Annotated in this window: 10 protein-coding genes; 3 read left to right on the top strand and 7 right to left on the bottom strand. The window is 70.8% G+C overall.

Annotated features, from left to right (window positions below; all coding sequences use genetic code 11):
- Window positions 1-45: 45 nt before the first annotated feature.
- The 5 genes from O7631_RS32795 to O7631_RS32815 all read right to left on the bottom strand — a co-directional run bounded on the left by O7631_RS32795 (window position 46) and on the right by O7631_RS32815 (window position 5,999).
- Entirely contained in the window at window positions 46-2,427 is a 2,382-nt protein-coding gene (locus tag O7631_RS32795) for an excinuclease ABC subunit UvrA (protein ID WP_278147762.1), read from the bottom strand.
- A gap of 28 nt (window positions 2,428-2,455) precedes the next feature.
- Window positions 2,456-2,866 carry a VOC family protein gene (locus O7631_RS32800; RefSeq protein ID WP_278147763.1) on the bottom strand — a complete coding sequence of 137 codons (411 nt, stop codon included), beginning with the start codon at window positions 2,864-2,866 and terminating at the stop codon, window positions 2,456-2,458.
- A 5-nt stretch (window positions 2,867-2,871) separates the two neighbouring features.
- A complete protein-coding gene (locus O7631_RS32805; RefSeq protein WP_278147764.1) occupies window positions 2,872-3,321 on the bottom strand; it encodes a helix-turn-helix transcriptional regulator in 450 nt (149 codons plus the stop codon).
- A gap of 105 nt (window positions 3,322-3,426) precedes the next feature.
- Window positions 3,427-4,386, bottom strand: coding sequence for an ATP-dependent DNA ligase (locus O7631_RS32810; protein ID WP_278147765.1), 960 nt, complete (start codon window positions 4,384-4,386; stop codon window positions 3,427-3,429).
- Entirely contained in the window at window positions 4,383-5,999 is a 1,617-nt protein-coding gene (locus tag O7631_RS32815; protein WP_278147766.1) for an MFS transporter, read from the bottom strand. Before O7631_RS32815 ends, O7631_RS32810 begins: the two co-directional genes overlap by 4 nt.
- Window positions 6,000-6,122: 123 nt before the next feature.
- On the opposite strand from O7631_RS32815, the gene O7631_RS32820 reads away from it, so the two are divergent.
- Entirely contained in the window at window positions 6,123-6,509 is a 387-nt protein-coding gene (locus tag O7631_RS32820) for a helix-turn-helix domain-containing protein (protein WP_269683771.1), read from the top strand.
- Here O7631_RS32820 and O7631_RS32825 read toward each other — a convergent pair.
- Window positions 6,506-7,495 carry an IS481 family transposase gene (locus tag O7631_RS32825; protein ID WP_278147767.1) on the bottom strand — a complete coding sequence of 330 codons (990 nt, stop codon included), beginning with the start codon at window positions 7,493-7,495 and terminating at the stop codon, window positions 6,506-6,508. The genes O7631_RS32820 and O7631_RS32825 overlap by 4 nt on opposite strands.
- A 281-nt stretch (window positions 7,496-7,776) precedes the next feature.
- On the opposite strand from O7631_RS32825, the gene O7631_RS32830 reads away from it, so the two are divergent.
- Both O7631_RS32830 and O7631_RS32835 read left to right on the top strand, forming a co-directional pair.
- Window positions 7,777-8,364: a TetR/AcrR family transcriptional regulator gene (locus O7631_RS32830; RefSeq protein ID WP_278147768.1), complete on the top strand. Its 588-nt coding sequence runs from the start codon at window positions 7,777-7,779 to the stop codon at window positions 8,362-8,364.
- Window positions 8,364-10,565 (top strand): MMPL family transporter, encoded by a 2,202-nt coding sequence (locus O7631_RS32835; protein ID WP_278147769.1) that lies wholly within the window; start codon window positions 8,364-8,366, stop codon window positions 10,563-10,565. The genes O7631_RS32830 and O7631_RS32835 overlap by 1 nt, the downstream gene beginning before the upstream one ends.
- 100 nt (window positions 10,566-10,665) lie before the next feature.
- Here the strand turns inward: O7631_RS32835 and O7631_RS32840 are convergent, their stop codons facing one another.
- On the bottom strand, window positions 10,666-11,922 hold the full coding sequence (locus O7631_RS32840) for an erythromycin esterase family protein (RefSeq protein ID WP_278147770.1): 1,257 nt from the start codon (window positions 11,920-11,922) through the stop codon (window positions 10,666-10,668).
- Window positions 11,923-11,944: the final 22 nt, after the last annotated feature.

Below are 11,944 nucleotides of genomic sequence, written 5' to 3' on the forward strand. Positions count from 1 at the left end.
CCGGCAGCCGCAGAGCCGGAACGGGAGACGGGCCGGACCCGATCGTCAGCCGCCGACGTACGCCGCCAGGTGCTCACCGGTGAGGGTGGAGCGGTCGGCGACGAGGTCGGCGGGGGTGCCCTCGAAGACGACCTGACCACCGTCGTGGCCGGCGCCGGGACCGAGGTCGATGATCCAGTCGGCGTGCGCCATGACCGCCTGGTGGTGCTCGATGACGATCACCGACTTGCCGGAGTCGACGAGGCGGTCCAGCAGACCGAGCAGTTGCTCGACGTCGGCCAGGTGCAGGCCGGTGGTCGGCTCGTCGAGGACGTAGACGCCGCCCTTCTCGGCCATGTGGGTGGCCAGCTTGAGTCGTTGCCGCTCGCCGCCGGACAGGGTGGTGAGCGGTTGACCCAGGCTGAGGTAGCCGAGCCCGACGTCGGCGAGCCGGTCGAGGATGGCGTGCGCGGCCGGCGTACGGGCGTCACCGGCGCCGAAGAACTTCTCCGCCTCCGTCACGGACATCGCGAGCACCTCACTGATGTCGCGACCGCCGAGGCGGTATTCCAGCACCGACGCCTGGAACCGCTTGCCCTCGCAGTCCTCGCAGGGTGCGGCGACGCCGGCCATCATCCCCAGGTCGGTGTAGATGACACCGGCGCCGTTGCAGCTCGGGCAGGCGCCCTCGGAGTTGGCGCTGAACAGCGCCGGCTTCACGCCGTTGGCCTTCGCGAACGCCTTGCGGATCGGGTCCAACAGCCCGGTGTACGTGGCCGGGTTGCTGCGCCGCGAGCCACGGATCGCGCCCTGGTCGATCGACACCACACCCGCGCCGGGAGGGATGGACCCGTGCACCAGGGAACTCTTGCCGGAGCCGGCGACGCCTGTCACGACGACGAGCACCCCGAGGGGTACGTCGACGTCGACGTTCCGGAGGTTGTTGGCCGTCGCGCCGCGGATCTCCAACTTGCCGGTGGGCGTGCGTACCTGGTCTTTGAGGGCTGCCCGGTCGTCGAGGTGGCGGCCGGTGATGGTGCCGCTGGCGCGCAGGCCCTCCAGGCTGCCCTCGTAGCAGACGGTGCCGCCGTCGGTGCCCGCGCCGGGACCGAGGTCGACGACGTGGTCGGCGATGGCGATGGCTTCCGGCTTGTGCTCCACGACCAGCACCGTGTTGCCCTTGTCGCGGAGTTGGAGCAGCAGCTCGTTCATGCGCTGGATGTCGTGCGGGTGCAGCCCGATCGTCGGCTCGTCGAAGACGTAGGTGACGTCGGTGAGCGACGAGCCGAGGTGGCGGATCATCTTGGTGCGCTGCGCCTCGCCGCCGGAGAGGGTGCCCGAGGGCCGGTCCAGCGAGAGATAACCCAACCCGATCTCCTCGAACGAGTCGAGGAGGTGTTGCAGCCCGGCCAGCAGCGGGGCCACCGACGGCTCGTCGATGCCGCGTACCCAGGCGGCCAGGTCGCTGATCTGCATCGCGCACGCGTCGGCGATGTTCTTTCCCTGGATCTTCGACGACCTGGCCTCCTGGCTGAGCCGGGTGCCGGCGCACTCCGGGCAGGTCGTGAAGGTCACCGCCCGTTCCACGAAGGCGCGGATGTGCGGCTGCAACGCGTCGATGTCCTTGGAGAGGAAGGACTTCTGGATCGACGGGATGAGGCCGGCGTACGTCAGGTTGATGCCGTCGATCTTGATTTTGGTGGGCTCGCGGTGGAGCAGGTCGTGCTGCTCCCGCTTGGTGAACTTACCGATCGGCTTGTCCGGGTCGAAGTAGCCGCAGCCACGGAAGATCCGGCCGTACCAGCCCTCCATGCTGTAGCCCGGGATGGTGATCGCGCCCTCGTTGAGCGAGAGGCTGTCGTCGTACAGCGCGGACAGGTCGATGTCGGTGACCGCACCCATGCCCTCACACCGGGGGCACATGCCCCCGAGCCGGGTGAAGGTCGCCTTCTCGGTCTTCGTCCTGCCGGCACCGCGCTCGACGGTGATCGCGCCGGTGGCCTTCACCGACGGGACGTTGAAGGAGTACGCGTTGGGCGAGCCGATGTGCGGCTGCCCGAGCCGGCTGAACAGGATGCGCAGCATCGCGTTGGCGTCGGTGGCGGTGCCCACTGTGGACCGGGAGTTGGCCCCCATCCGCTCCTGGTCCACGATGATCGCCGTCGTCAGACCGTCCAGCAGGTCGACCTCGGGGCGTGCCAGCGTCGGCATGAAGCCCTGCACGAACGCACTGTAGGTCTCGTTGATCATCCGCTGCGACTCGGCGGCGATGGTGCCGAACACCAGCGAGCTCTTGCCGGAGCCGGAGACACCTGTGAACACCGTCAGCCGCCGCTTCGGGATCTCGACGCTGACGTCCCTGAGGTTGTTCACCCGCGCGCCCTGCACACGGATCAGGTCGTGGCTGTCGGCAACGTGCGGCGCGGACGGCTGGGAGGCCGTGCTCATCGTGTCTCCATCTGTCGGAACGGACGGCTCAGCGCACTTCCTGGATGCGGATCATATTGCCCGCGGGGTCCCGGAAAGCGCAGTCGCGCACGCCGTACGGCTGCTCGGTCGGCTCCTGGACGACCTCGGCGTCGCTGCCCTCCAGCTTCGCGAAGGTGGCGTCCAGGTCGGAGGTGGCCAGGTTGACCCCGAAGTAGCTGCCCTTGGCCATCAGTTCGAGGATGGTCTGCCGCTCGGCGTCGGTGATGCCGGGGTTGGCGGCCGGTGGGTGCAGGACGATGGCGGTGCTGGGCTGGCCGACCGGCCCGACCGTGATCCAGCGCATGCCCTCGTACCCGACGTCGAGGCGGACCTCGAAGCCGAGGATGTCCCGGTAGAAGGCCAGTGAGGCCTCCGGATCGGTGTGCGGGAGGAAGCTCGAGTGAATGGTGATGTCCATGGCGATCACGCTAGTTGCGGGGCTGTGACCCGCGCTTCTTGATTCCTGACCGGTCTGGTCACCTGTTTCGCCACGCACGACGGCATCCCCGCGGTCGCCTGCGCCGCCTGCCGCCGGTAGACACTCGGCGGCACGCCCACCAGCTCGGCGAAGCGGGTGCTGAAGGTGCCCAGCGACGAACAACCGACAGCGAAACAGACAGCGGTGACGCTCATGTCGCCACGGCGCAGCAGGGCCATCGCCCGCTCGATGCGCCGCGTCATGAGGTAGCTGTAGGGCGATTCGCCGTAGGCGAGCCGGAACTCGCGGCTGAGGTGCCCCGCCGACATGTGCGCGCCCCGGGCGAGCGCCTCGACGTCGAGGGGCTGCGCGTACTCCCTGTCGATCCGGTCACGAACCCGGCGCAGCCGCGCCAGGTCGGCGAGGCGCTGCGTCGCGTCGGGTTTGCTGCTCACCTGGGAAATCGTGCCACAACCCCCCGACAATCAGCCGCCAGCCGGGCGCGTGCGTCGCCGGCGAGGCCGCTCGGCCGAACGCGAGCGGCGGGTCGTCGGGCCCGGTCAGCCGGCCTCGCGCCGGGCGCGGGCGCGGCGCTTCCCCTCGTGCATGGCCTGCACCCGGGCCACCGGGATGGTCCGGCCCTCGGCGATCAGGTCGACGGGGAGGGACTGCGGGGCCGGCATCAGCGCGGCCCACGGGTCGCCGTCGGCGAGCAGCGTCGGCGCGGTCCGGATGGTGAAGTCGGCGGGGGTCACAGCGGTCAGGTCGGCCCAGTCGACCGGGAACGAGACCGGCATCCCGGGCCGCAGCCGGGGGCTGTACGCGGCGGCCACCGTCGCACCGCCGGCCCGGGTGGCGTCGACGAAGACCCGGCCACCCCGGTCCTCCTTGATGTACGCCGTGGTGGCCAACGCCGGGTCGAGCCGCTCGGCGCGGACGGCGAGCGCCCGGGTGGCGGCGGCCAGCTCCTCCGCCGTGGATTCGTCGGTCACCGGGACGAAGACGTGCACGCCCTTCGCTCCGCTGGTCTTGACCGCGCCGGCCAGGCCGGCGTCGGCGAGCGCCTGGCGGACCAGCAGGGCCGCGCCGACGGCCGCGCGGAACCCGTCGCCATCCGGCGGGTCCAGGTCGAGCACCAGGTGGGTCGGACGGTGCAGGTCGGTCGTGGTCGCCAGTGTCGGGTGGTACTCCACCGCCCGCTGGTTGGCGAACCAGAGCAGGGTGCGCCGGTCGTCGCAGAGGGCGTACGAGATCTCCCGGTGGGACGCCTCTGCCCACACCGGTGCCCGACGCACCCAGTCGGGGGTGTAGCGGGGCAGGTTCTTCTGCATGAACGGTGGCTGGCCGGGGCGGACCCGGATCACCGACAGCGGCCGGCCCCGCAGGTGCGGGAGGATCCGGTCGTGGACCGCGTCGAGGTAGTCGACCAGGTCACGCTTCGTCGCGTCGTCGCGGTCGGACAGCGGCTGGTCCAGGTTGGTCAGGGCCACGCCGTCGCGGGTCTCGTCAGCCTTGGTCACCCGACCACCCTCCCGGCCCCGGTGCCGCCGGTCAACCGGACCTGCCGATCGTCGTCGGTGCTCGTCGTGGCCGGGCCCGACGGTTCGGCGTCCGACGACGACCCGGCCGGGCCCGACGGTTCGGCGTCCGACGACGACCCGGCCGGGCCCGACGGTTCGGCGTCCGACGACGACCCGGCCGGGCCCGACGGTTCGGCGTCCGACGACGACCCGGCCGGGCGTCGGGGCAGTGTCACCGACGCCACCAGCAGCGCGGCGACCACCAGGCCGGCGGCCACGGCGAACGCGGTCCGGTAGCCGCCGGCGAGCGCGGCGGTCTCGGCCCAGCCGGCGGCCCGTAGGCCGTCGCTGCGACTGGCCGCCAGGGTGGCCAGCACGGCCAGGCCGACCGCGCCGCCGACCTGCTGGGTGGTGTTGGCGAGCCCGGAGGCGAGCCCGGCGTCCGCGTCGGTAGCCCCGGCCATGGCCACCGTCGTGACCGCCGGCAGGGTCAGGCCACCAGCCAGACCGAAGATCAACATCGCGGGGAGTACGTCCACCGCGTAGGCGCCGTCGACGGGGAGCCGGGCGAGCAGCAGGAAACCGACCGTCGCCAGGCCGAGCCCGGTCAGGAGCACGGCCCGGGCACCCCAGCGGGCGATGAGCCGACCGGCCAGCCCGAGCGACACCACAGCGATCATCACCGGGGTGGGCAGGAAGGCCCAGCCGGTCGCCGACGCGCCCAGCCCGAGCACCACCTGCAACTCCACGGCGAGCAGGAACTGGAAGCCGAAGTACGCGCAGACCATGAGGAACTGCACCGCGTTCGCCGCCACCAGACCCGGTACGCGCAGCACCCGGGGCGGCAGCAGCGGGGTGGCCGCCATCCGCTGGCGTACGGCGAACCCGCCGAGCAGCAGCGCCGCGAGCGCTGCCGTGGCGAGGGTGCGGGCGCTGGTCCAGCCATGCTCGGCGGTGCCCACGATGCCCAGCACGGCTGCCATCAGACCGGCGGTGGCGAGCAGCGCGCCGGGCACGTCCAGGCCGGCGCGCAGGCCGATGCCCCGTTCGGCGGGGAGCCGGCGGACGGCGGCGAGCAGGATGACCGCGCCGATCGGCAGGTTGACCAGGAAGATCGACCGCCAGCCGGCCACGTCGGTGAGCACACCTCCGGCGACGGTGCCGACCGACGCGCCGGCCGCGCCGGTGAAGCTGAAAACGGCGATGGCACGGGCCCGCTCGGCCGGCTCGGGATACAGCCGCACGATCATGCCGAGACTGACCGCCATGGCCAGGGCGCCACCCACGCCCTGCCCGAAGCGTGCGCCGACCAGCACTGCCGGTCCGGTGGCGGCCGCGCACGCGAGCGAGGACAGTGTGAACAGCGCGACGCCGGCGAGGAAGACCGTCCGCCGGCCGAGCAGGTCGCCGAGGCGTCCGGCGAGCAGTAGCAGCCCGCCGAACGCGACCAGGTAGGCGTTGACCACCCAGGCCAGGCCGGCGGCGGTGAAACCCAGATCCCGTTGTACGGCCGGCAGCGCCACCGCGACGACTGTGCCATCCAGAATGATCATCAGGCTGCCGGCGCAGAGAATGAGCAGGGCCAGCCAGCGGGACGGGACGACTCGGTCCACGACACTCCTCCTTGGTGCACGGTTTGTTACCGAGGTCATCGTCTGTGACCATGAGCCGGAGCGGAAGGAGGCACTGTTGTGTCCCAGAGGAACAGCGATGTGTCCGAGCAGGTCGCGGCCGAGGTGACCTGCACAGCCGACAACGTGCCGTTCACCCCGGGCCAGGCCCGGGCGTGCACCGTCCGCGAGGTGCTCGACCGGGTCGGCGGCAAATGGAGCATCAGCATCCTGGTGTCCGCCTCGCACGGCCCGGTGCGCTTCACCGAGTTGGAGCGGCACGTCGAGGGGATCAGTCGGCGGATGCTCACGCTGACGCTGCGCAACCTGGAACGGGACGGCCTGCTGCACCGCACCGTCTATCCGACCGTCCCACCCAAGGTCGAGTACACGGCCACCCCGATGGCGCTGGAGCTGTACGAGTCGCTGGTGGCGCTCACCAGCTGGGCCGAGCGGCACCGCCGGGCCATCGCCGAGGCGCGGACCAGGTACGACGCCGAGCACGGCGGCTAGGTGTTCTGTCCAGAGAGGTTGGGGACGCGGCTGGCGGGTGGGCCGCCGAGTGCGGTGTGATGGCGGTGGTGATTGTAGGCGTGGAGCCAGGCGGGTAGGGCCGCTCGTCGGGCGGTCTCTGATCGGTAGGGTTTGGCGTAGGCCCATTCGTCGGTCATGGTTCGGTGGAAACGCTCGACCTTGCCGTTTGTTTGGGGTCGGTAGGGGCGGGTCTTCTTGACGGTGACACCGAGCTGGTTGCAGGTGTCATGCCAGAGCCGGGACTTGTAGCAGGAGCCGTTGTCGGTCAGGACGCGGCGGATGGTGATGCCGGACGAGCTGAACCAGGCGTAGGCGCGTTGCCAGAACGCGGCAGCGGTGTCTTGACGTTCGTCGGGAAGGATTTCGGTGTAGGCCAGCCGTGAGTGGTCGTCGATCGCGGTGTGCAGATAGGCGTAGCCGAGCCGGGCACCGCCCCACGCGTCGGTGCGGTGACCTGCGGTGGCCGTGCGGTTGAGTTTCCCTCGAGCACGACCTTGGGTGCGCCAGCCGCCGCCGTCGGGGATGTTGCCGAGCTTCTTGATGTCGACGTGGACCAGGTCGCCGGGATGGGGGTGTTCGTAGCGGCGGATCGGTTCCCGGGTAGCCCGGTCGAGATGGGCCAGGCGGGTAACGCCCGCGCGGCGCAGGATCGCGTGGCAGGTTGAGGCGGGCAGATCCAGGCGTCCGCCGATCCGTGCGGGTCCCCAACGCCGGCTGGTCCGTAAATGCAGCACCTGGCGTTCTACGTAGGGGCGGGTGCGGTTCGGGCTGTGTCGTGGCCGGCTGGAGCGGTCTTTCATGCCTGCGACGCCTTCAAGGCGGTAGCGCTCAGCCCAGCGTTTCGCTGTCGTCGGGCTGACCTGGAACCGTTCCGCGGCCCGGCGCAGCGGCCACTCATCGTCGACGACGCAGCGGGCCAGACGCAGTCTGCCGCGTTCGGTCAGGGGTGCATTAGCGTGGGTCACGAGGACCTCCCGGGTGATGCGGAACCTTCGACAAGCTCCACCTCACCCGGAGGTCCTCACCCATTGCAAGATCTACGCCCTGTCACCAACGTCCATGGACAGAACAGCTAGGGCCTGTTTCATAAGGGCGGTCGAGCCGAGGCGGAGTCGGGGTGCCGAGTTCTTATGACACAAGCCCTAAACGCGGCCGAGGTGTGGTGAACGCCACCGCTTCAGTCTGACCGATCGGTCAGGGTCTGACCGATCGGTCAGGCATGCTGGTTTGCGGAGGTGGACCAGTGATGGCACGAGCGGTGTCCGAGACGCACGGCGAGATCCTCGCCGCGGCGGCGCGGCGGTTCGCGGTGACCGGCTACCGGGGCACCTCGCTTCAGGACATCGCCCGCGAGGTCGGCTGCTCCAAGGCCACTGTGCTCTACCACTTCGCCAACAAGGAAGCCCTGCTCGCCGAGCTGATGGCCCCGGCGATCGGCGTGCTGCGCGACCTCGACGACCGACTCGGCGGCCTCACCGCGGCGGCGGCCCAGGAGGTCGCCGCACAGGGCTTCGTCGACCTCGCGGTCCGTTTCCGGCGCGAGATCGCTGTGCTCCGCGGCGAATTCCCGGAACTGCTCTGCCAGCCGGCCTTCGCGCACATCCAGGAGATCTCCGACCGGCTGCGAGACGCGCTGGCCGGTCACTCCGACCGGCCGAGTGCCCGGATCGCGGCGCTCGTCCTCCTCGCCGGCATCTCCGAGGCGTGCGCCGAGTTCGTGGACATCCCCGACGACGAACTGCGCTCCGCCCTGCTCACCCTCGTCCGACGGGCCGTCGAGCCCGTCGCCGTTCCCCTGCCCCAACCACCCACGACCGAGGACAAGGACTCCTGATGGCCACCCTGCTCTACCGGCTCGGCCGGGGCGCGTTGCGCCGGCGACGGCTCGTCGTCGCGCTCTGGCTCGTCGTACTCGTCGTCGCCGGCCTGGCCGCGGCGACCCTGCGCGGCCCGACGGCGAGCAACTTCACCATGCCCGGCACCGAGAGCCAACGCGCCCTCGACCTGCTCGCCGAGCAGTTCCCCGCCGCCAGCGGCGCCACCGGCACCATCACGGTCAAGGCGCCGGCCGACGGCCAACTGGCCACACCGCAGGGCCAGACCGTGGTCCGGGAGTTGGTCCAGCAGGCCTCCACGCTGCCCGGCGTGGTCGGCGCCGTCGACCCGTTCCAGGTCGGCGCGGTCACACCCAACGGCCGGTACGCGCTGGTCCAGGTCCAGTTCGCGACCGGCGGAGACGAGGTGACCGACGAGCAGCGCACCGCGTACGAGGAGGTGGGCGCGGCGGCGAAGGCACAGGGTTGGCAGGTCGCCCCGGGCGGCGAGGTGCTCGGCGGTGAGCCCGAGATCGGCTCCACCGAGGCGCTCGGCGTACTGGTCGCCGCGATCGTCCTGATCATCACGTTCGGTTCCCTGGTCGCCGCCGGCATGACCATGCTCAACGCGTTGATCGGTGTGGGCGTCGGCATGGCCGGCCTGTTCGCGCTCAGCGGCGTCATCGAGTTGACCAGCACCGCCCCGATCCTGGCGCTGATGCTCGGCCTGGCGGTCGGCATCGACTACTCACTGTTCATCACCTCCCGGCACCGACAGAACCTGCTCGAAGGCCTGTCCCCGGAGGAGGCGGTCGGCCGGGCGGTGGGCACCGCCGGTTCCGCAGTCGTCTTCGCCGGTGCCACCGTCGTCATCGCGCTCGCCGGGCTCGCCGTGGTGAACATCCCGTTCCTCACCGTGATGGGTCTCGCCGCCGCCGGTACGGTCACCGTCGCGGTACTCGTCGCGATCACCCTCCAGCCGGCGCTGCTCGGCTTCGCCGGCCGTCGGGTACTCCCCCGCCGGCTACGCTCCACTGTCGCCGCCGCCGGACCGGGCGAGCCCTCGGGCGAGGAGACGCTGCCGGTCGAGGACCGCTCCGGGTTCGGCTTCCGCTGGGCGCGGTTCGTCATCCGCTTCCGGGTGCCGGTCATCCTGGTCTCGCTGCTCGGCCTGGGGCTGCTCGCGCTGCCCACGCCGGACATGCGACTGGCCCTGCCGGACGCCAGCACGGCGACGGTGGGCTCACCGGCCCGGGTGGCGAGCGACCTGACCACCGAGGGCTTCGGTCCCGGTTTCACCGGCCGGCTCGCGGTGGTGGTGGCGGGCGACGACGCCCAGGCGACGGCGGCTGCGGTGCCGCAGGTGGCCGCGATGATCCAACGCACCGAGAACGTCCTCGCGGTGGCGCCGCCGCAGCTGAGCCCGGACGGTCGGACCGCGCTGCTCGGCGTGGTGCCGAAGACCGGCCCGACCGACGAGGCCACCGAGACCCTTGTGCACGACGTCCGCGGCGCGGTCAGCGGGGTCAAGGGCGCCGAGGTGCTGCTCACCGGTGCCACGGCGATCGGCATCGACGTCTCGGAGAAGCTCTCGGACGCGCTGCCGATCTACCTGCTGCTGGTCGTCGGGCTCTCGGTGCTGCTGCTGATGCTGGTGTTCCGCTCGCTGCTGGTGCCGCTCAAGGCGGCGCTGGGCTTCCTGCTCACCGTGGCCGCCACGTTCGGCATCACGGTGGCGATCTTCCAGCAGGGTCACCTCGCCGACCTGGTCGGCCTGGACAGCCCGGCCCCGCTGGTCAGCTTCCTGCCCATCCTGCTGATCGGCATCCTGTTCGGGTTGGCCATGGACTACGAGGTGTTCCTGGTCTCCCGGATGCGGGAGGACTTCGTGCACGGCGACACCGCGCGTGAGGCCACGATCAGCGGCATGGGCCACGGTGCCCGGGTGGTCACGGCCGCCGCGCTGATCATGATGTCCGTCTTCGGCGGCTTCGTGTTCCTCGAAGACCCGATCATCAAGTCGATGGGCTTCGCACTCGCCATCGGCGTGGCCATCGACGCGTTCGTGGTCCGGATGACCATCGTTCCAGCGGTGATGTCGCTGCTCGGCGACCGTGCCTGGTGGCTCCCCCGCTGGCTGAACCGGGCCCTGCCCAACGTGGACATCGAGGGCGAGGGCCTACGCGAGCACCTGGAGGACCGGGTCCCCGCGAGGGTCTAACCCGCACTTGGTCGATCATGGAGTTGTGGTGCCCGTCGTGCCCCGATCAGAGGCCTTCGTCCAGCACCACAACTCCATGATCGACGAGACCGAGCCCCGGTCAGACGCCCGCCGGGTACGTCTGCATCTCGCCGGGGGCCGCCGGGACCGGCAGCGGGTGCAGGGCCGTCGTCTCGTCGCACCAGATGAAGGCGTCGTAACGGTCACCCAGGCGGGTCGGAACGTAGTTGCCCCAGGACTCGAACGACGGGTCGTAGACGACCCCGATCGCCCGGTGATCGGCGGTGTCGGTGACCCAGCCCGGCTGGTCGTCACCACCGAAGATCAGTACCGCCCGCTCCGGCATCAGCTCGTGCAACCGGCGCTCGATCGACCCCTCCCGAGCCGGCGGCACCACCAACCCCTCAGGCGGTGACCCCCAGCGCGGAGCGGCGATCACCGTGCCCCGGTAGCTACCGAAGCCGATCAGCACCACGTCGTCGTCGCCGTGCCGTTCCCGGGCCAACTGGCCGATGTTGACCATCCCGTCGGCGGCCATGTCGGTGGCCCGGGCATCCCCGACGTGCGTGTTGTGCGCCCAGACGATCCCCCGGGCGTCCGGCCCGTACCGGTCCAGCAGCCGGTCCAGGGTGTCCTGCATGTGCGTGTCGCGGATGTTCCACGAATCCGGCCCACCGGCCACCATCGCCCGGTAGTAACGCTCCGCGCCGGCCACGACCTCCGCGTTCTGCCAGGCCGAGAAACGGTCCGGACCGTCGGAGAGGGCGTGCTCACGGGTCCGGGCGAGGAGCCGGACCACCTCCTCCTCGCATCGGGCGGAGACGAACCTGGAGGCCGCGCCGTACTCCTCGACCCTCTTGCCGTACGGCTCGAAGCAGCGGTACGCGTCCTGCGCCGCCTCCAACGACTTCGGGTCCTCCTCCCCCAGGTAGTCGAAGATCGCCTGCATCGACTCCCAGAGGCTGTACACGTCGAGCCCGTGGAATCCGGCCCGTTCCTCCTCCGGCCGCTCCATGTTCCAGGCCCGCAACCAACTGGTGAACCGGGCAACCTCGGCATTGGCCCACATCCAGGTCGGCCACCGCTCAAACTGGTCGAGAGCGAGCTGCGGGTCGAGTGCGCCACCCGGCGCGGCGGTCACCGAGCGGTGCACCCGGTCACAATCCGGCCAGTCACCCTCGACCGCCACGAAGGAGAAGCCGCACTCGGCGATCAACCGACGGGTGAGCTGCTCCCGCAACCGGTAGTAGTCGTAACTGCCGTGGGTGGACTCGCCGATCATCACCACCCGGGCGTCCCGGACGCGCTCCAGCAACGGGTCGAAATCGCTCGGCGCGCCGAGCCGCTGAACCAGCATGCCAGCGGCTACCCGGCCGCCA

Source organism: Micromonospora sp. WMMD967, from assembly GCF_029626165.1.
GTDB lineage: Bacteria > Actinomycetota > Actinomycetes > Mycobacteriales > Micromonosporaceae > Micromonospora > Micromonospora taraxaci.